This window comes from Tissierella pigra, from assembly GCF_009695605.1.
Classification (GTDB): domain Bacteria; phylum Bacillota; class Clostridia; order Tissierellales; family Tissierellaceae; genus Tissierella; species Tissierella pigra.
Genome location: NZ_VUNQ01000026.1, coordinates 18,279 through 42,929, shown reverse-complemented (window position 1 = coordinate 42,929; position 24,651 = coordinate 18,279). Strand labels below are relative to the sequence as shown.

The 24,651-nt window shown below is 27.2% G+C and carries 19 protein-coding genes; 2 read left to right on the top strand and 17 right to left on the bottom strand.

Going from position 1 to position 24,651, the window contains the following annotated elements; translation table 11 throughout:
• Position 1 precedes the first annotated feature (1 nt).
• From FYJ83_RS12175 to FYJ83_RS12165, 3 genes are read right to left on the bottom strand one after another with little or no spacing between them, the layout of a single operon-like run.
• The gene (locus FYJ83_RS12175; protein WP_154440853.1) at positions 2-1,408 is read right to left on the bottom strand and encodes a peptidoglycan D,D-transpeptidase FtsI family protein; all 1,407 of its coding nucleotides are present in this window, start codon (positions 1,406-1,408) and stop codon (positions 2-4) included.
• Positions 1,392-2,639 (bottom strand): FtsW/RodA/SpoVE family cell cycle protein, encoded by a 1,248-nt coding sequence (locus FYJ83_RS12170; RefSeq protein ID WP_154440852.1) that lies wholly within the window; start codon positions 2,637-2,639, stop codon positions 1,392-1,394. Before FYJ83_RS12170 ends, FYJ83_RS12175 begins: the two co-directional genes overlap by 17 nt.
• A 12-nt stretch (positions 2,640-2,651) precedes the next feature.
• Positions 2,652-3,080 carry an FHA domain-containing protein gene (locus FYJ83_RS12165; protein WP_154440851.1) on the bottom strand — a complete coding sequence of 143 codons (429 nt, stop codon included), beginning with the start codon at positions 3,078-3,080 and terminating at the stop codon, positions 2,652-2,654.
• Between the two features lie 208 nt (positions 3,081-3,288).
• Here FYJ83_RS12165 and FYJ83_RS12160 point away from each other — a divergent pair, with 208 nt between their 5' ends.
• Both FYJ83_RS12160 and FYJ83_RS12155 read left to right on the top strand, forming a co-directional pair.
• Complete coding sequence (locus FYJ83_RS12160) at positions 3,289-3,909, top strand: regulatory protein RecX (protein WP_154440850.1); 621 nt, start codon at positions 3,289-3,291, stop codon at positions 3,907-3,909.
• Positions 3,910-3,915: 6 nt separating this feature from the next.
• Positions 3,916-4,155, top strand: coding sequence for a GIY-YIG nuclease family protein (locus FYJ83_RS12155; RefSeq protein ID WP_154440849.1), 240 nt, complete (start codon positions 3,916-3,918; stop codon positions 4,153-4,155).
• A gap of 46 nt (positions 4,156-4,201) precedes the next feature.
• On the opposite strand, the gene FYJ83_RS12150 is transcribed toward FYJ83_RS12155, so the two are convergent.
• The 14 genes from FYJ83_RS12150 to FYJ83_RS12085 all read right to left on the bottom strand — a co-directional run bounded on the left by FYJ83_RS12150 (position 4,202) and on the right by FYJ83_RS12085 (position 24,562).
• A complete protein-coding gene (locus FYJ83_RS12150; RefSeq protein ID WP_154440848.1) occupies positions 4,202-5,686 on the bottom strand; it encodes a hypothetical protein in 1,485 nt (494 codons plus the stop codon).
• Positions 5,683-7,083 carry a sensor histidine kinase gene (locus tag FYJ83_RS12145; protein ID WP_154440847.1) on the bottom strand — a complete coding sequence of 467 codons (1,401 nt, stop codon included), beginning with the start codon at positions 7,081-7,083 and terminating at the stop codon, positions 5,683-5,685. The genes FYJ83_RS12150 and FYJ83_RS12145 overlap by 4 nt, the downstream gene beginning before the upstream one ends.
• Positions 7,084-7,094: 11 nt before the next feature.
• Positions 7,095-7,790 (bottom strand): response regulator transcription factor, encoded by a 696-nt coding sequence (locus FYJ83_RS12140; protein WP_154440846.1) that lies wholly within the window; start codon positions 7,788-7,790, stop codon positions 7,095-7,097.
• 19 nt (positions 7,791-7,809) lie between these two features.
• A complete protein-coding gene (locus FYJ83_RS12135) occupies positions 7,810-8,697 on the bottom strand; it encodes a polysaccharide deacetylase family protein (protein WP_154440845.1) in 888 nt (295 codons plus the stop codon).
• A gap of 293 nt (positions 8,698-8,990) precedes the next feature.
• A complete protein-coding gene (locus FYJ83_RS12130) occupies positions 8,991-9,308 on the bottom strand; it encodes a hypothetical protein (protein WP_154440844.1) in 318 nt (105 codons plus the stop codon).
• A 65-nt stretch (positions 9,309-9,373) separates the two neighbouring features.
• Complete coding sequence (locus FYJ83_RS12125; RefSeq protein ID WP_154440843.1) at positions 9,374-11,101, bottom strand: ABC transporter ATP-binding protein; 1,728 nt, start codon at positions 11,099-11,101, stop codon at positions 9,374-9,376.
• Between the two features lie 73 nt (positions 11,102-11,174).
• The gene (locus FYJ83_RS12120; RefSeq protein WP_154440842.1) at positions 11,175-12,986 is read right to left on the bottom strand and encodes a hypothetical protein; all 1,812 of its coding nucleotides are present in this window, start codon (positions 12,984-12,986) and stop codon (positions 11,175-11,177) included.
• Positions 12,987-12,996: 10 nt separating this feature from the next.
• A complete protein-coding gene (locus FYJ83_RS12115; RefSeq protein WP_154440841.1) occupies positions 12,997-13,200 on the bottom strand; it encodes a hypothetical protein in 204 nt (67 codons plus the stop codon).
• Positions 13,201-13,240: 40 nt separating this feature from the next.
• Positions 13,241-16,507, bottom strand: a complete 3,267-nt coding sequence (locus FYJ83_RS12110) for a UvrD-helicase domain-containing protein (RefSeq protein ID WP_154440840.1) — start codon at positions 16,505-16,507, stop codon at positions 13,241-13,243.
• Positions 16,507-19,611: a PD-(D/E)XK nuclease family protein gene (locus FYJ83_RS12105; protein ID WP_154440839.1), complete on the bottom strand. Its 3,105-nt coding sequence runs from the start codon at positions 19,609-19,611 to the stop codon at positions 16,507-16,509. The genes FYJ83_RS12110 and FYJ83_RS12105 overlap by 1 nt, the downstream gene beginning before the upstream one ends.
• A gap of 22 nt (positions 19,612-19,633) precedes the next feature.
• On the bottom strand, positions 19,634-20,872 hold the full coding sequence (gene nagZ / locus FYJ83_RS12100; RefSeq protein ID WP_154440838.1) for a beta-N-acetylhexosaminidase: 1,239 nt from the start codon (positions 20,870-20,872) through the stop codon (positions 19,634-19,636).
• A 109-nt stretch (positions 20,873-20,981) separates the two neighbouring features.
• A complete protein-coding gene (gene glsA / locus FYJ83_RS12095) occupies positions 20,982-21,893 on the bottom strand; it encodes a glutaminase A (protein WP_154440837.1) in 912 nt (303 codons plus the stop codon).
• A gap of 16 nt (positions 21,894-21,909) precedes the next feature.
• Positions 21,910-23,577: a nucleoside kinase gene (locus tag FYJ83_RS12090; protein ID WP_154440836.1), complete on the bottom strand. Its 1,668-nt coding sequence runs from the start codon at positions 23,575-23,577 to the stop codon at positions 21,910-21,912.
• Positions 23,578-23,593: 16 nt separating this feature from the next.
• Positions 23,594-24,562, bottom strand: coding sequence for an RluA family pseudouridine synthase (locus tag FYJ83_RS12085; protein ID WP_154440835.1), 969 nt, complete (start codon positions 24,560-24,562; stop codon positions 23,594-23,596).
• Positions 24,563-24,651: the final 89 nt, after the last annotated feature.

The following is a 24,651-nucleotide window of genomic DNA, read 5'->3' as shown; positions in this document are numbered from 1 at the left end:
CTTAATCTTTGATATTATTTATTACATGAATCATAATATCTCTTGCTATAGGTGCTGCTGTTTTACCTCCTGTTGAACCTTCTTCTTCTAATATAACTGCAACAGCTACTTTTGGTTCTTTTGCTGGAGCAAATCCTACAAACCAAGCATGGGATTTTCCACTTGCATTTTCAGCAGTTCCTGTTTTCCCTGCTACTTCTATATTTTTAATTCTAGCATTTGTTCCTGTACCTGATTTTACTACTTCTACCATCATCTCTTTTACTTTCTCTGCAGTAATAGGATCTGTACCTTGAGATAATACTTCAGTATTATAGGATTTCATCACTTTGTCATTTTTAGATATTATCTCTTTTACTAATATTGGCTTTACTATTTCTCCCCCATTGGCAATACCAGAAGCTACTAATGCCATATTTAATGGAGTTACCAATACTTTACCTTGACCTATGGCAGAGGCCGCAATATCTGTTTTATCTAAATTACCCTTATAAGGATACTGTGAGCTTTTAGTAGGCAGGTCAAAAGGAATATCACCATTAATTAAAAACTTATCTGCTACATTTCCCATTTTTTCCTTTCCTATTTCAATAGACTTCTCTGTAAAATAAGTATTACATGATTTAACCAATGCTTGTTTTAAATCTATATGCCCATGAGCCTTCCCTTGATAGTCTTTAAATATATACCCATTAATCTTTGTACTTCCCACACAATCGTAATCTTTATCTAAATTTGGTGTTCCTAAAGCTGCAACAGTAGTTAAAATCTTAAAAGTAGAGCCTGGAGCATATAATCCTTGAGTAGCTCTATTTACTAAAGGACTATTTGGATTTTCCGATATTTCTTTCCAATCTTCCTTCAAATTTGAAACATCAAAATCTGGGAGGCTGACCATTGCATATATTTCACCAGTAACAGGATTCATTGCAACAATAGAGCCTTTCTTCCCTTTTAACAATCCTCTGGCCTTATTTTGTAATTCATGATCTATAGTTAGTCTTAGATTATTTCCCTCAGTAGTAGGTATAACTAAATTTTTTATTTCATTGATAGCTGCATTTTCATTTATATTTAAAAGAGCATTATTATATTGAAGCTCTAAACCTACTTTTCCATACTCACGATAACTATATCCTATTATATGACTATACAATCTGCCATAAGGATAGTATCTTTTATATAAATCATCTTTTTTTTCACTATAGGCTAAGACCTTATGATTTCTATCTAAGATAGACCCCCTAAGTATGGATTCTTCATTGATCCATAGTCTTTTATTATAACTGTTGTTTTTTACTGCCTCTGCCTTAAATACTTGAAAATAGCTTATATATACTATTAAACTAATAAACATTAGGCAAAACCCAACTAATACAACTATTATTCTTTTAGTCTCTTTGTTCATCAAATTCCTCCTTTATCTTTATTTCTTCAGAGCATATTTGTAGAACTCCAAGGGCAATAAAACTAGATAATATAGAACTCCCCCCATAACTAACAAAAGGTAAAGTCAGTCCTGTCAGTGGTATCATCTTTAAAACTCCACCTAAAATAATAAAGGATTGAATTCCAAATAAAATACTAATACCTAAAGCCAGTATTTTATAAAATAGACTTTCTTGAGAAATGGCTATTTTAAATCCCCTATATACAAGAATCATGAATAACATTATTATACCTATTCCAGTGAATACCCCCATTTCTTCACATATAGCAGAAAAAATAAAATCTGTATATACTACTGGAATAAAATCAGGATACCCTAATCCTAAACCTCTGCCAAAAAATCCTCCTTCAGCAATGGCAAATAAAGATTGAGTTATTTGATACCCTTGTCTTTCTATATATTTCCAAGGATTCAACCAAGCTTGAAATCTAATTTTAACATGGTCAAATAGTGTATATCCTAATATGCCGCCTATGGCAAATAATCCTATATTATATAATACAAGTTTTCTATCTTCTTCATAGATAAACTGAATCATAATAAATATTCCATAAAACACTAAAGCCGTACCTAAATCTCTTTGTAAAAATAGTAATAAAATAAAGGAATATATAATTCCCATTAAATAATAAGGACCATATTTTAACTCTTTCCATCTAGAAGTATCAGAGTAGTAAGAGGCTAGTATGAATATTACTAAAAGTTTGGTAATCTCAGCAGGCTGAAAGGCAATTCCACCAAAACTAACCCAGTTTATAGCTCCACCTTTTCTGCTTCCAAATACAAAGGTAATAAAAAACAAAATGTATGAAGCAATTATATAAAGATATATGAAGTTTTTCCAACCTCTAATATACTTTAAAATAAAGTAGGTTAAGAAAAATAAAAATATCCCTATGGATAACCATATCAGCTGTTTTATCCCAAGACTTGAATCAATCCTATATATCATAACTATTCCTATGGATATAAGCATAGTAACAATTAAAAATATGTAATTATCTCCATAGGAAATCTTAGTTAATATATAATTTGATAAATATATTATAATAACTAAACCAATACCTGTGCCTAAAGTTAGTCTATCTATTTTGTCTCCTTCATAGACAAATAATAATAATAATGCTAAAATTTCAAAAACGAATAATAAGTTTCTCGGTGACTTTGGTCTGATTCCTTTTTTTGACATAATATTCTCCTATCATCTATTTACAAACAAAAACTCTATTTGTCCCGCCCTAATAATATCTCCATCTTCTAATTGCATTGCATCAAATATTTTATCTCCATTTAAATGTGTACCATTTGCACTATTTAAATCCTCAAGATAATATTCTCCCTCATCTTCTATTATTTGAAAATGTTTTTTAGATATAAATGGATCTTTTACTACAATATTATTTTGATTATTTCTGCCTAGAGTTATATTTTTATCAATGGAATAGTACTCCTTGATTTTATATGGCAAGGACTCTTTCCTATTGATTAACTTTAAATACACCCTATTATCTGAAGATATTCCTTCCATACTTCTTATATCTAAATATATAAGTCTTATAATACTAAAAATAAATAAATATATGATTATAATAAATATATATTTAAACAATATAGCCAATATATTATACATTCTCATTCCTCCAAAATTCTTTATACCTAATTATGTTATCACAAACTTAGTCTAATGTGAATGATTTTCAAATTATAGCATTTAAATAATTATTACTATTATTAGGCATATATATATTAATTAATCAATGATTCAGATAAAATTTCTTTCAAATTCTACTTTATGATATAATATAATAAAATACTTAGATTTAACGAAAGAGGTAACTATGAAAATTACTAATATTGAACCCCAAAGAAATAAGAATAGAGTCAATATATATGTGGATAATATTTTCTCCATAGGTATAGAAGAGGAGTTAAGGTTTAAATATCACTTAGAGGTTGGGATGGAAGTAACTGATGAATTTATTAAAGAAATTCTTAAAGCCGAAGAGCAGAATAAAGTAACAAGTCATGCACTTAATTTATTATCTTATAGGCTAAGATCTGAAAAAGAAATCTATATGGCATTGAAACGTAAAAATTTTGAAGACTTTTATATAAATAATGCCATTGCCTATTGTAAGGAAAATAATTATATCAATGATAAAGCCTTTGCAGAAGCTTTCGTTCATGACAAAGTAAATCTTAATAAGTTGGGTCCTGAAAGAATAAAATATGAACTAATCTTAAAAGGTATTCCCAAGGAAATTATAGAAGATGTTTTAATTCTAGATAAAGATGAACAATATGATATAGCTTTAGAACTGGCAATGAAGAAATTAAATTCTTATAAAAACCATGACAAAAATTCTATTTATAGAAAACTTAGTGGCTTCTTACAACGAAAAGGATACTCTTATGATACTATTTCTAAGGTAATGAAAGAAGCCCTTAAAGATAGGTGAAATAATTTGTGCTATGTATATATACTGAAATGTAAAGACAATACACTTTATACTGGTTGGACTGTGGACTTAGATAAAAGAATTCATAAACATAATTTAGGAAAGGCTGCAAAATATACTCGTGGCAGAACTCCTGTTAAACTAGTATATTTTGAAGAATTTGATAATAAAATTGAGGCTCAAAAAAGAGAATATGCCATAAAACAACTTTCAAGAACAGAAAAATTAACTCTTATAAAAAAGTAAAACATTCCTATTAATTATAAAGGAGAATATTTATCCTTTATTTAAATTAAGGATAAATATTCTCTGCTCCATTTTTTATAACCTCATCTTCCCAAATCATGGTATATCTTCCTATTGCCCATTCTGCCATGACTACACTATCTGAACTATTCAACTTAATTTTTCCTATTTCCTTTTGAGATATATCATGATCATGAATTCCATATATTAATATATTGTTTCTTGTAACAATAAGAATTATATCTTCATTGGGGGATGTAAAGGCATCTATAGCTTCAGGAACCTTGGATTTTATTATATTCCATGGAATAATCAGATTATCATAGTTCACTAACTCTTTTGGTGGAATAGTTTTTATATTATAATCCTTATATAATTCTTCATCACCACTTATATAGTTTATTCTTCCCTTCATAATCCAATATCCATTTCTTCTAGATAGACCAAAACTTTCTTCATTTAACCCTATATTAGAATTAGCTTTGATTATACCCTGTGCACCTTCTATAAATGTCTTTAATCCATCTTCTCCTATTACATCTGAAATCTTAATAGCTTTTTCATCATTTAAAGAATCTATTGGATATACTTGTATAGTCTTTTTATTACTTAATATCTCTATGGTTTCTGTAGATATATAGTCATTTCCCACATATAAAATATTTTTCAGTATTGAAGGCTTTATAACATTAGTATCATTAGAAATTTTTGCTGTTCTAAATGAGTAAAAAGATTCGTCATTTATCTCCTCTTTAAACTTTCCTTTTTGTACTGCATTTATTTTATCATTAATAGCTCCATTATTATTTTCTCTATTTACATTAACTAACCAAAATCCTTTTTTTCTAGGAAGCAATAAGTCTTTTAATTCATATATAGATGCTGTATTACGATTATTTGTCCTAATCCAAAGAGTCTTATAACTCCAGTTGTCTTTTTGACTTTCTTCATCATAGAAATGGGATTTAATTCCCAAAAGAATTCCTGATCGTAAAGTATCCACTTCTTCTATATTTGAAGTTCGCATTATACTGTTTTCGACATTTATATATCTATGGATTTCTTCCTTACTTATTTTATCTACAGACTTCTTAAAAAAATAAAATTTATCTTGGATAAAACTTACAATTTCATCATCATTATATTTTATAAATTCATTAAAAAACTGATTGTTACTAAATACTGTTATTATCTGAACTTCTCCCTCTTTAAGTCCTAAGTCTTCAGGACTCATTTTATATTTATATAATAAATAGTCGGAAAGATTTACATTCTTTAATTTATAAACAGGATTTAAAGCATAATTTTCTCCTATGACAACTGCTGATTCGTGAAATAAAGCTTCCTTATCCATTGTAGATACTTCTTCATTTTCATCTATGATTTTTTCTATGGCCCATTTACCTAATAGTGGTGGTAATTTATTTTCTGGTGCTTTTATTTTATCTTTAGTTTCAAACTTACTAATACTACATGAGCTTAACAAAGAAATTAAGATTATAGATATTATGATTAAATATAGTTTTTTCATTTATTAACCTCTCCTAAGGGCAAAGTTACTCTTACTAAAGTTCCTTCATTGATACTTGAATATATATCCATGTTTCCATTATGAAGCTTAATTATCTCATCACATATGGATAATCCTATACCACTATGGGACTGACTATTTTTCCCTTTATAAAATTTTTCCTTTACTTTTGGTAAATCTTCTTCAGAGATACCTGAACCATTGTCCTTTACTTCTAATACTAAATTATCATCCTCCGTAAAAGCATTTAATACTACAACTCCACCTTCAGATGTAAATTTAAAGGCATTGTCCAAAATATTAATGAGGACTTGTTTTATTCTATTTTCATCAGCTAATATAGTTCCTAAATTCTCATCAATATTGGTAATAAATTGTATCTTATTATTAATAGCCTTAGGATATAATTGCTTTCCTATTATATTAATAGTGTCGGCAATTTTAAAATCATCTTTTTCTAATTGTATTCTTCCAGAAACAAATCGTGAAAAATCTAAAAGTTCTTCTACCATTGTAGTCAATCTATCACTTTCTTTTTCTATAATCTCAAGACCATCTAATATAATATCATTTTCATTAAAATCCTCAGATTTCAATGTTATTGCCCATCCTTTTATTGATGTTAATGGAGTTCTCAGTTCATGAGATACAGATGATATAAAATCATTTTTAATTTGTTCTTTTTTTATTAATTCTTCTGCCATATAATTCAAAGTATCCGATAGTTTACCTATTTCATCTTGAAGTTTTATTTGACTTCTAACCTTCAGCTGTCCATCTGCCATTTTTTCTGCCACATCTGTTACTTCTTTAAGGGGTTTTACTATGGAGTTGGCTAAAAACACACTTACCAAACCTGATATAAAAACCACTACTAGTCCCATACTAAGTAACAAAAAAGAAACAGATCTTATTGTATTATCAGTTTCTTTAAGAGATGTAATAAACCTAATAATCCCTATTACTCTATCCTGCTCTTTTAGTGCTGTTGATACAGACATAACTGTATTATCATAATAGTCAACCTTGCCTGTCCATACTCCTTTATCTCCATTTATAGCTGCTTTTATATCAGGATATAAATTTGAGTCATCATTTGCAACACCTAAAGAGTCCATCAATAGTTTTCCTTCTGGATTTAGTATTTGAACTTCTGCATTTGTATGCTGCCAAAATACATCTACATCGTCTATAATAATATCCTCCAGGGAATCAGAATAAAAATATCTTAAATAATAATCCCTAGAAAACTCAATTTGATTGCTAAGTATATCTTCAATACTTCTATAATAATATGTTCTGACTCCATTAATAAGTCCTATTTCTAAAATTAGCACAGTTATAACAATAATCAACATAAAGTTTTTAACTAATCTAGTCTTTATACTTTTTTTCATGTATTCAACCTCTAACTTTTATCCTTCCATCTGTAACCAATTCCCCAAACTGTTTGTATAAATATTGGTTCACTAGGATCGTCTTCTATTTTAGCCCTAAGTCGTCTAATATTCACATCTACAATTTTAGAATCTCCTATAAAATCATATCCCCAAACCTGATTTAAAATTTCATCCCTTTTAAAAGCTCTTCCTGGATTTTCTATAAATATCTTTGCTATGGCATACTCTGTAGGCGTAAGTTCTATTTCTTTATCATCTTTATAAAACTTACGTGAATATATATCTACTTTAAAAGGAGCAGAACTTAATATACTATTTACATCTATATTTCCTATAGACTCCATTCTTCTTCCTAAAGATTTTACTCTTAAAACTAATTCTGTAGGATTAAAAGGCTTAGTCATATAATCATCAGTTCCATACTCTAATCCCATAATTTTATCTATGTCTTGAGTTTTGGCTGTAAGCATTATTATGCCCAGTCTTGGAAATTCTTCTCTTAAAATCTTACATACTTGAAATCCATCTATTCCAGGAAGCATAATATCTAAAACTACTATATCTAGTTTTTCTTTTCTAGCAATATTTATACCCTCTTCACCACTTCCTGCTTCAAATACGTTAAAACCATTTCTTTCAAGATTTATTTTTATAAATTTTCTTATGGAAGATTCATCTTCTATTATTAGAATTGAGTTATTCATTTAAAATCCCTTCCTTAATTTACTCTTGGCTTAAAGCTCTAAATTCATATCCTTCATTAATAAGGTAATTTATTATTTCTGGCAGTCCGTCTACAGTTGTTTGTTTTGCATCTGTATCATGCATTAATATAATTACTTCTTTTTTCCCTTTTGTTGTGGCTTTCACTCTATTTACTAGTTTTTCTTTTGATAAACCTATACCTTCTGCATCTCCATTTAATGAATTCCAATTATAGTTTTTATATCCCATTTCTTCAAACATCTTTAAAAACTTCTGTTTATGTTTTTCAAAAGACCCTCCTGGCATTCTCAATAGTTTTGTTTCAAATTCTTCACCTAAGACATTTTTCAAAGCCTTTTCCGTTGATTCTACTTCACCTAAAAAATTTTTAGTATCTTTATATATATATTTATAATTATGGCTATAAGAATGATGTCCTATGGAGTGTCCATCCTCATGAATTCTCTTTAATACATCTGGGTTTGAATTAACCATTTTGCCTAAAATAAAAAATGTTGCTTTAATATCATATTCATCTAAAATATCTAAAATTTGGTTTGTTACATATTTAGATGGACCGTCGTCAAATGTCAAATAAGCTAACTTAGTATTTTTATTCTCTTTTCCATTGGCCTTTGCTCTTTCTTCTTCTTTTGCTTTTTCTTCCGCAATTTTTTTATCTTCTTCAGCCTTTGCCTCAATTTGTTTAATTTCCTCATCTAATGCTTGATTAATGGGATTTTTTTCACCCATTATATTTAGAATATCTGTCACACTTATGGCAACAGCTGCATTGTTCGATTTATTAAAAATCTTTACAGATGTAGTCCCTATTAAAAAAAATATAATAGCTAAAAAAATGATTTTCATTTTTCTCATGGTAAATGATTTTTTCCTTTTTTTCATTTATGTCACTCCTTTACATTATGTCATACCTATAATCTAATTTTAGCATATAATAATTATTAATTCTATTGGTTACAAATAATTTAATAATTAGTTACAAAACTCTTACATTATCTTATATATTTCCAAAATTTAAAATTTAAAACTAAATAGGCTGAAATCAGCCTATTTATTATAATGGGTATTTTTTTATAACCAATAGGAAAGTTCTACTTTTTTATCTTTATAAATAATGAACTTTCTCTAAAAAAGCTTCAACAAAGGCTATATTTAATGCTCCATCGAATCTTTTGTTATAATGGATAAAAACTTTGATTTCTTCTTAGTAGTTCAGAAATTAAAAGGATTGTTATTAAATCCCTTACAATTCTGCTTCTTCCATAAAAGATATTTTGCATTCCCCTATATCTTCCTCTATGTCTTCTTTCATATGGATCTTCATGTATCTCTGGACATTCTTCAACCATCTTTATATATATATCATCTACCATTTTCTCCATTTGTTCCTTTGTAATTTCTTCCATAGAATAGTTTCCACTTAAATGTTCATCCACTCTTGATATGACTTTAGGATATATTCTATAATATAGTTCTGGATAATCATAAGACATAAAAACACCTCCCCTTTCTTATTCCTCTAATTATATTATGAAAGGAGAGGTATTTTTGCTACTTATTACTGCAATAAACTCTTAAATTGTGATTTATATAACTTAGCATATAATTCATCTTTTTCCAATAATTCTTCATGATTTCCCTTTTCAACAATGCCTTCTCCTGTTAATACCAAAATTTCATCTGCGTTTTTTATGGTTGATAATCTATGGGCAATAACTAAAGTAGTTCTTCCTTGGGATAATTCCTCTAAAGATTTTTGTATCATAATTTCAGTTTCATTATCAAGAGCTGAAGTGGCCTCATCCAATATTAGTATTGGCGGATTTTTCAAAAATAACCTTGCAATTGAAATTCTCTGTTTTTGTCCTCCAGATAATTTAACACCTTTTTCACCTATAAAAGTATTATATCTTTCTGGTAGAGACATAATATATTCATGTATCCTAGCTTTTTTAGCTGCTTTTATTATATCTTCATCACTAGCATCAGGATTTCCATAAACTATATTATCTCTAATTGTACCAGTAAATAAGAATACATCTTGCTGTACAAGTCCAATATTTTTTCTTAAAGATTTTATTTGTATATCTTTAATATCAATATCATCTAAAAGAATTTCACCACTATTTGTTTCATAAAATCTTGGAATCAGATGACATAAAGTTGTCTTACCTGCCCCTGATGGTCCAACTAATGCCACAGTCTTACCAGGTTCTATATCTAAGTTTAAATTAGAAAGTACTGTATGTTTTCCATTATTATAACTAAATGAAACATCTTTAAATCTAATTTTTCCGCTTATATCATTTAATTCTAAGGCATTTTCCTTATCAGTTATATCTGATTTAATGTCCATAATCTCAATAAATCTTTCAAAGCCAGTCATTCCTTCTTGCAACTGTTGTGCAAATTGTGACAGTCTTCTAATTGGCTGCATAAAGAAATTAACGTAAAGAGAGAAAGAGAAAAGGTCTCCAAAATTAATTATGTCTCTATATACAAAATATCCTCCTAAACTTATAACCAATAGATTAAGAATACTAGCCATTATTCCTATTCCTGCTTCAAACTCAGCCATAACCTTATAGGAGCCTTTTCTAGCATCACTAAATTCAAGATTTCCTCTATTAAATTTTTCAATCTCATAATCCTCATTAGTAAAAGATTTCGCAACTCTAACTCCTGAAATGCTATTTTCTAACTGGGAATTAACATTTGCTATTTTCTTTCTAACTTCCCTAAAAGAATTTGACATTTTATTTCTTTTAGATATAACAAACCATATAATAATTGGTATAGACGCATATAATACCAAAGTAAGTCTCCACTCAATTCTAATCAACACAATAAAAGAGCCTAATAACATGACTAAGGATATAAATAAGTCCTCTGGCCCATGATGTGCCAATTCAGTTATATCTCGTAAATCATTAACTATTCTAGACATAATATGACCTGTTTTATTGTTATCAAAATAACTAAAAGGCAATGTTTGTAAATGAGAAAATATATCTCCCCTCATATCGTGCTCTATCCTTACTCCCAGTAAATGTCCCCAATAAGCTACAATATAATTGCTAATATATCTAAGAACAAATAATAAGGACATTATAATAGTCCATCTAATTAAAAGGTCCATTCTTCCATTTGGAATAATTTCATTAATCATTTTTCTTGTAAAAACCGGAAAGATTAAATCCGATACAGATATAAGAAATGCAAAAAACATATCTATGAAGAATAGTCTTTTATGTGGTTTGTAATATGATATAAATCGTTTAAGCAAATTTCTTCTCCTCCTTGTTTAATTTTAAGAATATTTCGTGTCACGAATATTATATTATATTTTGTATTTTTTTTCAACAATCCCATTCTAACCTATTACTAATTATATCTAAAATTAAATAATAATTCATATAAATAAAAGTTATAACCCCTGTATCATTTATCAAAAAGCCTATAATGGAAGTAAGCAATACTATTATTGCTTTTTCTTTTAAACTTTTATTAGATATTATATATTTATATAGTTTTTTAAATATAATAATCTCGGCTATAATGGCAAGGGAAAATGGAGGAGTTAATGTTAGTTTCATCAATTCTTTTGCCTTAAATGATGCCATAGATATAAATTCACTTATTCCATTTTCTTTTATTCTATAAAAGAAACTTATTGCATGGGTATTATCTTCCCTAAGAATATCAAAAAACATATTTATTCCAAATATAAATAATCCTATTAATAGAAATATAAGTATCTCTTTTATTCCATTTTTCTTGGAAAAAAACATAATATAAATCATAAATCCAAATAATGAAACTGAAGTTATAAACCCACCTGTATTAGCACCAAAATGAGTAGACAAAGTAATCATATTAACTACAAATATAATTACACCTATAACTCTTTTAAAATTTATATTTTTTATATCCTTAGTCATACTAAAGAAAAATAATATGGAAGTAGCCAGTAATACTCCCATTATTCCATTATTCAAACCATAATATCTTGCACCATATACTAGATTGTTGAATCCAATATAAGAATTATAAATCATATTTGGATATAACATAGTTCCTAAAACTACAAATATATAGGTGAAACTACTTATTGTTTTCACAAAATTTAATTCTTTTTTTATAATTAATTTTGTGATTATATATGAAATCAGCATACTAAGGATTAAATAAATAACAATGCTTTGATTTAACTTAAATAGTCCTAATACTAATGATATTAGAATATTTACAGATATAAATGAATAGAAAAAATATAATTTGTTATTTACCTTATTGGATTTCATTATTGAAATACACAATAGTATAATTGACAAATAGGTGATTCCATGGAATAAATAAGCACTAATAAGTAGATTCATATTTATTCTATATAGTTTATTTATCTCTTTTATAGGATTCTCTACTTCTAGAAACTTAAATGGTTTTCCTATATTGACTTTTTTCGCATATCCATAGGTGTTTTTCAATTGAACAGAAATATCTTCTATTGCAATAAATCCTTCTCTTTTAGTGGAATTACTTGTTAATAGCCCATTATTTTCTCCATCAATATATATTATCGGAACCAGATATTTGTTTAATAAATACTTATCCTTCTCTGCTACTTTTTTAGGCAATATAATTATCTGATTATCCTTATATTCAGTTAAGTATCTTTTTAGAATCTCCACATTATTTTTTTCTTCTTGAATATCATACTCCAACAACAATATATTGGATTTATCTAAAAATTTATCTGTAACTTTCCTTAGCCAATCCAAATTATAAACAATAGAATTTTCTTCATAATCAACAATCCTATCTTTATTAGAAATTAAAAGTGCTCCCTTTCCATTTCCAATATAGGATGTTTTTTCTTTTTTCAATACATCTCCTAGATATTCTAAATTTATACTTTTTTTCCCAAGGTCTTTTACAGTTAACTTTTTTCCTGTATTAGCTGATAGATATAGACCTTCCTCCGAGTAGGGAGGTCTAGTTTTTAAATTTATAAATCCTAGACTAAGTTTGTCTAATTCTAAATTTTCTATTGTTTCTATTTTAAGCTCATCAACTAGTATTAAAATCGATTTAATAGGTTCAGCAAATATCTTACTTGGAATTAAAATTATTATAAATACTAATATAAAATTTATTATTTTTTTTATCATATCAATCACCTTAATATATAATTGAACTTAATATACTAAAAATTCCTAATATAAATGATAATATACTTATGAGAATACTATACCTATATCTTCCATCTTGTATTATATCTATTTTTTTGTTAAAAACTCTTTCTCCCTCTATTGTAACTACGTTATATTTTTCTTTTATATAAATAAATCCACTAATTAATATAAAAAAGATTCCTATTATCACCTATTATCCCTCCACTAAAAATGTACCAAATAAAAATACATTATTCCAAATCACAAATACCTTTATATTTACAATAACTTGGACATCTATTACTTTTTTCATAATCATATATACTTTCCTTCCTAGACGTAAAGTCCATAAACCTTTCAATCCAATATATATTTTCTCTTAGACTATTATCATCTACTGGAATATCTATAGATTCTCCATTCTCTAAAAATATTATCTTAGTCTTATGGATTTCTATATCCATTATATTTTTAACAACATATGAGTATAGTTGTAGTTGTGGCTTATAGTATTCCATAAGAGAATGTTTATTTATTACCTTATTTGTTTTGTAATCAATTATTTCTGCTTTTTGTCCTTTAATATTTATCCTATCTATTACTCCTGTTATATATTTGTCCTTTAACTTTAAATAAAAAGTTTTTTCTATAAAGGTTTTATCATAATCCTCATTGTACAGTTTTAAATAATTTTCGATATAAGGCTTTAATTCTTCATATATAGAAGAAGTATAATATATTCCAAAGGATTTGCATATATTTTGCAACAATTCCTCTACATCCATATTCAATTTATAGTACTGGCAAAATTTATGAATAATATTTCCTTTTTGAATACTACTAATAAGCTGTTCTTTTTCAGTCCTTAACTCTAGCCCTATGTGAGATAACTTTCTATAATAATCAAAATAAAACTTTCTATTGCAATCTAAGAATGTAAGATACTGAGTTATATTATATCTATCTATGGTATCCTTAGGATAGTTAGTATCTTTAAATAATAAAGGTAACTCCATATCTGTAATACTATCTTGATTCACTAATTCATTATTTATTAATCTAACTGGAATATATTCCTCACTTGGAACATGGACTTCAGATATAATTTTACATTCTGTAGGATTTATAAAGTCCTTTATAAGTTTTTTAAATCCACTGTCTTTTCCTTGACTGCCTAAAATAAGCATCTTTTCTGCTCTAGTCATAGCAACATATAAAATTCTTTCTGTTTCTTCTTTATCCTTTTTATATAATTCTTTTCTTATATTATCGTATAATGCTCTATTATTTTCTAATTGAACCCCTATACCTACTTCCTTGTGAAATAACATATTTGGATAAGTCCCACCGTTGGAATTAGCCATTTCTGGGATTATCACCACTGGAAACTGAAGTCCTTTAGATTTATGTATAGTCAGTATCTTAACTACATCAGCATCTTCTGATTCTATTTTTCCTTCTTCTTCATCTCTAGTTTTAATTTCTTCTAAGTAATCAATGAAATCTGTTACTGTTCCTCTAAAGTTCAATTCATATTTTTTTGCCATATCTTTAAACTTATAAATATTTGCAATACATTGTTTTCCACCTTGTTTTAAAAGTAATGTTTCTATAAAATATGTTTTTGAAATCAATTCATCTAATAACTTAGTTAGTCCATACAAATCTCTTATATTATATAGGTAATCCATGATGTTTATGGCTTCTTTGATTTTTTCTTCTTCATCATTTATTTTTTCATCATAATCAATATTTACCATAGCATTATATACTGTTGTCTTCTTATTTCTTAGTATCCAATATATAGTTTTATCTGTAAGCCCTATCATAGGAGATCTTAAAAAACCTATGGTTGCTATGGTATCAAATGGATTTCCTATGGATTTTAAACCATTAATTAAATCCAATACCTCCTGCTGTAAAAAAAACCTTTTTCCACCTAAATTATAAAAGGGTACTCCAAAGTTTTTTAAGGCTTCTTCATAAATATGATTTCTAGTAGTTGCTCTAAAGAGCATAGCAAAATCACCATATTTATATTTTCCTTGTAATACTAATTCCTTTATTCGCTTTGCTATTAATTGTGCTTCATAATGTCTATGATAATTACTAGGACTTTGATTATCCGGTACTTCTAAATCTTCTTTTTCCAAGATTTCTACATCTATGGAGTTTTTTGATTTATGAAATTCTTTTAGCTCTGTATACTTATTTGTCATTAGTTTACTAAATATACTATTGATAAATTTCAATACAGTTTCTACAGTTCTATAATTTTTTTGTAATGTAATTATTTCCTCTTTAGAGACTTCCTGAATATCTAACATTACATCATAAAAAACTTCTAAATCTGCACCCCTAAAGCCATAAATAGATTGTTTTGGATCTCCTACTACAAATAAATTAGACCTGTCTAGTTTTTCATTTACTGTAGCTAGTTTATAGAATATCTTTTTTTGCAACTCATTCGTATCTTGAAACTCGTCTATCATAATATATTTATATATTTCTTGGTATTTATTTCTAATATAGGTATTTTCTAATAAATCCAAAACTTTTATTTGTAAATCATCATAGTCTAAGGCTTTAATTTCTTTCTTTTTTGACTCATATTCCTTATCAATATCCATAAGCAAATCTAATATAATCATATAGATATGAATATTGTATTTTTCACATCCTAGTAAAGACTTTTCTATAGATGATTTTAACATATCTATATTTTCAGTTTCCTTAGAGCTTGTACCTATGTTTTCATATAGATATGCCAATAAGCTAGGTAATTCCTCATCTAAATAATGATTGTCTTTAAATTTAATCCAATTTAAATCTGTTTGCAGCTTAAATATCTTTGAGTTTTTAGGCAATTTTTCCATTAAATATATAAACTTATCTTTTATAAATGAAATATCCTCTTTTTCAAACTCCAAGGAATTTATATATTCTAAAGTTTTTTGTTTTAAGTCTTTGAAAGTTAGTCCTATGGTTCTAGCCTTATTATAAAGCTGATAAAAATCATCAATTAAGAAGCTTATATTGTTCTTTTTAAATATTCTTAGTAATTCATATACTCCCTTATTATTTTCCAAGCCTCTATTCAATACATCTTGTATTGTTTTATTTAAGAGACTCATAGATTCATAATTTTCTAATACCTCAAATAATGGGTCTATATTTGCTTCAATAGGGTTTTCCCTCAATATCTTTGCACAAAAACTATGGATGGTGGAAATATTTGCCTTTTCCATATCTCTATAATACTTCCTCCACACATTTCCCCTATAAAAGTTTTTTCTTATTTCTTTTCTAATTCTATCTATCATTTCTTGAGTAGCTTTTTTAGTAAATGTAATTGCCACTATGGATTCTATTTCTTTATTTTCCTCTAGGTTTCCATATTCTAATATATGTATAAACCTTTCTGTCAGCACTTTAGTTTTTCCTGTACCTGCCCCTGCATTTACAGCTACGTTTTTCTCTATGGTTTTTATAGCTATTTGCTGTGGATCTATTGTCATCACTCCACCTCCAATACATTTTCATATCTGCAAATATCCTTATATATACAATAGGATGAACATTCCAAAGGATTTATGGAAAAATCTCCACTGTTTATTCTATCTATTGTCTGTTGTATATTAGACTTTGTAATTTCCAGTAATTCATTCCATTGATTATTATCTAAAGCTCCTTTATGTTTCTTAGTTATTAATTTTGTTTCTTCAATTTTGCCTAATTTAGTTTGAAACTCACCATTGGAAACTATACCATATATTCCAGCAACTATATCTTTGTTTTTCTGAGACATTATATATATTGGCAACTGAAGTGACAAACCATTTGACATATGGTCTATATCATAGATTCCATAGGTGCTACTTTTATAGTCCATAATTACATATTTCTCTTCTCCTAGAACTTTGTCAATTCTATCAATCTTTCCCCTTATTTTTATTTCTCCTTTATTAGTCTGCAATGAAAAGTCTCCATATCTTCCGAATTCCAATTCAAATTCATAGGGAATTAATTTTTCTTTTGAATTAAATAATCGTTCTATATCGTTTTTTATAAAATTCATCAATCTATCAAAGATATTTTCTACTATTAATAAATCCTTTTTATATTGCTTATTTAAGCCTATTCCAGTAGAATATCTTTCTACTAACTCCTTTAATGTATCTATTGTATCTTCAAATACAAAACTTATATTATCTTCTATAGATTCCTTTAAATCCTCTTTATATATATTATAATAATGTCTCAAAACCTCATGATAAACATTCCCTATATCTATATTACTATATTCTTCAGAATCATTCTCATGTTTTTCTATATTCAAAACTCTTTGAAGTAAAAAAGCATAAGGACATTTGTTATAGGATTCAAGATAGGTGTTAGAATATATATTATTTTTATTAAATGACTTTATATCTTCGTTTATTATATCCTCTGTTATTAGCCCCTTATATTCATTAAAAGATTTACTATTTCTTTTATATTCACAAATAATTTTATTATTTATAATCTTAAGCTTGTCCTTATTTGCCATATTGTGAAACCTATAATACTCCTTTGTTTCTTCTGATAAATTTTCATAATGGTTAAGTATTAGGTAATTAGACAATTCATCTATTGTAGTTATATCCTTTATATGATCTTTAAATAAATAATTTAAACTTAGATTTATAATTTGAAACTTTTCTTCCAATTGTTCTCCATTAAACATATTTATTATTTCATCTAAAAAAATTGAAGGTATACTATCTTCATTTAATCCTTCACTATAAGATAAATAAAGTTTCTCTTTACATGAAGCAATTAAAGAAGCAAATTTTACCGATTCGTTGTTTAATCTCTCTAAGTAATTTTTATAATCTAATTTGATTTTTAGTAAATCGATATAATTTCTATCATTGAGCAAAAAATTATTTTCCTGTAAAAGTGGATAATACTCTCCTGATAATCCTGTTACAAAAATAATATCATGCTGAAAACCTCTACTGTTTATGGGATTTAATATTTTTATACCCTTTGAATTCTTATTTTGTTTTAAAATTCTTTCATCCTCTAATAGCTTTGTAATTCCCAAATAATAATCCTCAATTGAAATTTCTTCTATAATCATAGATATTTGATTCATTTTCTCTATGATTTCTTTTAATTTCTCTAAAGCTAAAGTATCTCGATAGAAAATATCATAATCTTTATAGGTAGCATATATATCTTTTATTTTATTATCTATATTGTAGCTATCTATTATTTCAAAGAATATTTTATTATAGTTATTTATTGAATCCTTATATAGAATTTTATTCATTTCACTTAAGATAAGATTTAATACATTTTTGAGCGTATCTATATTGTTCATGGATATATTTAAACTATTTTCTTCTTCTAAAATCTTGTTTAATTCAAATATATTATCAAATTTAATATTTTTTAAAGCAAATTCCATTTCGTCTTTATATGATTTATCTATAATAGTAAAATAATTGGATTTAATCCTATTTATTATACTTCCTCTATCTCCTTTTTTTATCATAAGCCCAAATATATTTAAAAACTCTTTAATTAAAGGAATTTCTTTTAGTGCAGTTTCTATTTGTAAGTTTATTGGGAGATTTTCCTCTTGTGCTACTTGAAATAATGTATCTTTATAATCATTATTTAACAATATAATTGCAATCTTAGATAAATCCATTCCAGCTTTCCTAAGGCTTTTTATTTCCTGAAAAATTCTTTTAAATTCCAAATAAATAGAAGGTGATTTTATTAAAGTCAGTTTATTATTATATTCAAATTTTAGTGTTTCTTCACTGAACAAATTTTGTCCTATGGTTTCAAATATATTGAATTCTTTTTTCTCTACATATTGTTTTTTAAAACCTATAGATTGTAAATTAGTAATAGTTTTATTGATACTAGACATATTTGCTTTTGTCTGAAAAGGAATATTTATATATATATCTATATTAGTCTTACATATCTCTTTCAATATCTCCATCTCTATAGGTCTAAAATCATAAAATTCATCTATAATTATAAAATCCAAACTTTCAAAATAATTTCCATCAGCTTTTAATTTTTCGATTGCTTTAAAATATGAACTTTCTCTATCTATTAAATTTAATCTTTTAAGTTCCCTTTCATATTCAGAATAAATAAGTCCTATTTCTTGAAAACAGGCTGAATCAGGACAGGTTTCAATATAGTCCTTTGGATGAATCAATGACCTTTTGATTTCACCTATTATATACCCTAAACTTTCAATAAATCCGTCCATAGAAATAGCATCTCTAAAATATACAATCTTTTCTTTTTTATACAATTTAAGTATTGAATTTTTTATGATTATATCTTTAGCAAATTCATTAATAGTTAAGTCAATATTATCATTTAATATCTCATTTACTATATCATCAAAGGTAAAAAGATTGATTTCAAAACTTTGCTCTACTTCATCAATAAATTTCATTCTATACTTTGCAAGTAATTCTCCATTAGGAAGTAAATAATAAAATCTATGACCTTCTCCTTTTTTTAAACTTTCCATGGTTTTTTGTACTAAATCATACTTCTTGCTATTATTGAAAGGTCCAAAATATATTATTCTGTCAGTCATTATATATCATCCCTTCTATTGGCTATTTATTGATTTCTTCTATTAGTTTCTTAGTTTCAATATTTAACCCTTCTAAATCGTTAAGTTCTACTATTTTATCCTCTAAATTATATTTTTCTTTTAATTTTAAAATCCTATATACCTTTTCATCTATATCCTTTTCATTTAGATTACCAGTATCTACTGATTCCTTTATATATTCCATAACCTTTCTAGGATTATCTTTTCCATGACATATTAATGCAATGTCTCCACCGGATTTAATAAACCTTAAAGAAGCTTCTTCCAGTGAGTAGTTTTCTACTATTGCACCCATGGTCATATCATCAGATACTATTACTCCCTTGTATCCTAATTGATCTCTTAATAGATTTTGTATGACTTTCTGTGACATAGTAGAAGGATATTCTTTATCTATGGCAGGGTATAATATATGTGCCACCATAATCATATCCACATCTTCCTCTATTGCTCTTATAAAAGGATTTAATTCCATGGATTCTAACTCTTCCATACTTTTATTTACTATTGGTAGGTTAACATGAGAATCCATACTTGTATCTCCATGTCCTGGAAAATGTTTTACTGCTGGAATTGTATCTGTATCTCTTATTCCAAGCATTACTTGTATTCCATTGCTTACTACAATGTCTGTTGTATTACCAAATGACCTGTTTCCAATAACAGGATTTTTAGGATTTGAATTAATGTCTAAAACTGGTGCAAAATCAAGGTTAAAACCTAAAGCCTTTACTCTCTCACCTAATATTTTACCATAGTTATAAGAAATATCCTTATTATTTTTCTTTCCCAACTTTACAGACTCTGGAAGTCTAGTAAAAGTTTTTGGAAGCCTGCTTACTCTTCCACCTTCTTCATCTATGGATAAGAATAGGGGAATATCATTATTTGAATTGGCTTCCTTTATATTATTTAAGAGCTTTAATGTTTTATTTTCATCTTCTATATTCCTAGAGAATAATATAAACCCACCTACTTTAAGCTCCTCTATAAAATTTACTATTTCATTATTAATCTCTGTACCCTCAAAACCTACTATAAGTAATTGCCCTATTTTTTCTTCTAAAGTCATGGATTTAATCCTGTCTTTTATAGGGTCTATTTGTATATTGTTATTTTCTGAAGGCAGTTCATTAGGCTCAGACATATCTGCATCTCCAAGATTTATATTATCTTTTCTGCATCCCACTAAAATTAATATAATAAGAGTAATTAAAATAAATACTATAGTCTTTTTCATTTTATCACCTTTTCTTATGTTATTGATTAGTTTTATTATAGTATATCCTTATTTGCAATATAATTAAACAACAAACGGAGAGTTATCTTTATCTCTCCGTTTGTTGTTACTAAAATATATTTAAATTCAACTCTTTGGATAAATCTGCCATAATACCGTATCCAGCTATGGAATTTCCATATTGGTCTAAGGCTGGGCTAAATACTCCTATTCCCATTTTATATGGTATAGTACCTAATATTCCTCCTCCTACACCACTTTTTGATGGTATACCTACTGTTGAAGCATATTCTCCACTAAAATTATACATTCCGCAGGTGGCCATAATTGCTGTTAATATAGACGCTGTTTTATTATCACATATTCTGTCTCCTTTAGATAATTTACATCTATTGGCTATAAACAAACCTATTCTAGCAATATCAACTGCTGTTACTTCTATGGAACACTGTTTAAAATATGTGTCTAATATATCCTCTACATCACCCTCTATAAATCCTCTAGACTTCATTAAATATGCCATGGCTCTATTTTTATTGCCTGTTTCCTTTTCCGACAAATATACTTCTTCATTATAGGATATATTAGGGTTTTCAGTTACTGTTCTAATAAGTGTGAGTAATCTATTAAACCTTTCCTCCCCTTCTCCTTTTATAAGCGAGGTCGTTACTATGGCACCAGAGTTTATCATTGGATTAGATGGTTTTATAGTATGAGGAAAATCCAGCTTAAACAATGTATTGAAGGGTTCTTCCGTGGGTTCATAATCAATTTTTTTAAACACTTGGTCTTCTCCATTATCTATTAAAGCTAGCATAAGACTCATAACTTTGGATATACTTTGTATAGTAAATTTTTCGGTATAATCTCCAGCTTTATAAATATTTCCATCTACATCCATAACACATATTCCTATATGATTCGGGTTTGCTTTCAGTAAAGCAGGTATATAGTCTGCCACTGCTCCCTCTTTTATTAAATATCTATTATTATCTATAATTTTATTTAGTATTTTTTCCATATTTACCTCCACATAATTAATGAATATCAAAGGCAGTTTTACCTATAAACTCTCTTAAAATAGAGTTTGGTGGAATTAAATCTTCATTTTCAATGTCTACAAAGTATTCTAAAAATTTAAGAAGTTTTTTTGCTTCTCCATAATAAATATTATTGCTATCTATTTCTTCTAATAAAGGCTTTATATGTTTCTTTAGTACTGCCAGTTCATATACCAATGCAGAATTAAACATTATATCAGCTTCCTCTTGAAAAGGAAAAATATATTTTTCTTCCCCTGCTCTAACTCCTGCCCACATTTCCAAAGTTTTAGTAGCATCGATCCCTCTATATTTTATATCTCTCACTATTCTTCTAACTAGCCTTGCATCTGTAGTAGGTATACGGTTATGTGCATCTATATTTAATTGAGTCAATGCTGATATATATATCTTATATTTGTTTTTTTCTGGGATATAACTTGTCATCTTAGGATTTAAGCTATGTATTCCTTCAACTATTATTGGATTTGACTTGTCTATTTTAAGCTTTTTCCCTGATTTTTCACGTTTCCCAGTAATAAAATTAAACTTAGGCAACTCAATTTCTTCACCTTCCAATAGCTTTACTAAATCTTCATTTAAACTTTCTAAATCTATGGCATCTATGGTTTCAAAATTATAGCTTCCATCTTCGTTCAAAGGAGTTTTTTCTCTATCTACAAAATAATTATCTACAGATATAGATATAGGTTTTTTTCCATTTACTTTTAATTGCATCTCTAATCTTTTAGAAAAAGTAGTTTTCCCTGAAGATGAAGGTCCTGCTATTAAAACTAAATGAAGGTCCTCATCTTCACAAATTTTGTCTGCAATATTGGCTATCTTTTTTTCATGAAGTGCTTCCGATATTCCAATTACTTCCCCTATGCCTCCATTTATAATTTTTTCATTTAATGAACCTATGTAGGCAAGGTCCAATATATCTCCCCAATCATTAGCCTCTTTAAAAACCTTTGATAGCTTTTTTAATTCTTTAAACTCAGGTAATTTATAATTAGAGTTCATTCCTGAAAATAATATTAAAATTCCTGGATAATAATATTTAAGTTCAAAAATTTCTAAATAACCTGTAGATGGAGCTAGAAAACCATGGTAAGTATCTATATGTCCACCTATATCATAAACATCAATATCTATTCTATCTAAGGTATTAAAAAGCCTTATTTTATCAATATAATTATATTCCTCAAATACTTTCATTGCTGTTTCTTTAGACATCTTTTGTCTGATTATTGGAATGTCACTTTTGATTATTTCATCCATCTTATCTTGGATTTCTTTTACTTTCTTAAAGGTAATAGAATAATCCTTTTCAAAACTTGCATAAAGCCCTTCTCCAAGAAAGTGTTCAATTCTCACTGTCTTATTTGGTATTATACTTTTACAAGCCATTATAAAAACAGCAGATATAGTCCTTGTATATATTCTGTAACCATCTGTATCTTCTATAGTTAAAAAATTTATGCTCATACCATCTTCAGCCATTTTATTTAAATTAAAAACTTCATTGTTTATTTTAGCACCTAAATATTTTTTATGTTTTTCCTTAAATACAATTTCTGTTGCCTCTTTTAAATTTGTTCCTTCTTTTAAGGATATGTATTCCCCTATGTTTTCTACATATATTTTCATTTCATTTTTCAAAACAATCCCCCCCTAATTATTCGAACAAATCTTTTTCTATTTCTCCAACTTTTCCTCCTACTTCACTAATAAATATTTTACTATTTAAATACTGTAATTCATCAGATAATCCATTAAATTCCACTTTATATCCATGAAGCCATTGATTTTCTAAAGAATACTTCTCCTTAAATTCTTTATTTATATTTCCATCGCCATATTTTCTATCTCCTATAACTGGATAACCAAGAGATGATAAGTGGCCCCTTATTTGATGTGTTCTTCCAGTAATCAATTCTATTTCAAGTAGAGAATATCCTTTCTTATTTTTCAATGGTTTAATTATAGTCTCAATTTTCTTAGTTCCCTCTAAATCATCTTTATATATTGTTACTCTATTCCTCTCTTCGTCCTTTGATAGGTATGCCTCTGCTGTAAATTCTTTTTTAATATTTCCCTTCACTATAGTTTTATAAAATCTTCTTATTTTACCTTTCTTAATTGCTTCATTTATAATCTTTAATGACTCATAGTTTTTAGCACCAATTATTATTCCAGAAGTATTTCTATCTAGTCTATTACATATGGAAGGAGTAAAGGTCTTTTGTATTCTTGGTACAAAATCACCTTTCTGAATCAAGTATGATACCATGCTATCTACTATATTTTCTTCAAATTCCTTAGATGCACCATGAGATAATATTCCTATAGGTTTATTTATTAATATTATATTGTTATCTTCATAGATAATATTTGGTATAATTTTAGATTTTACTTCTTCTTTTTTGGCTATAAATTTATCTATAGTCTCATCTGATAAATAAAGTTGTATTTTATCTCCTTCATAAATTGTGGTTTCTGGTTGGACCTTTGCCCCATTTAGCTTTACATTCTTTTTCCTAATCATTTTATACACAAATCCTTGAGGAGCCTCAGCTAAATATTTTTTCAAGAATCTGTCAAGCCTTTGTTCATTTTCATTTTTATCTATTATTATTTCTCTCAAAGTTTTCTCACCTTTTTCTAAATCTTATGTTATAATTATATTATACACAATTATAAGATTAAAACCTAAATTTTTACAAAAGTTTTTAA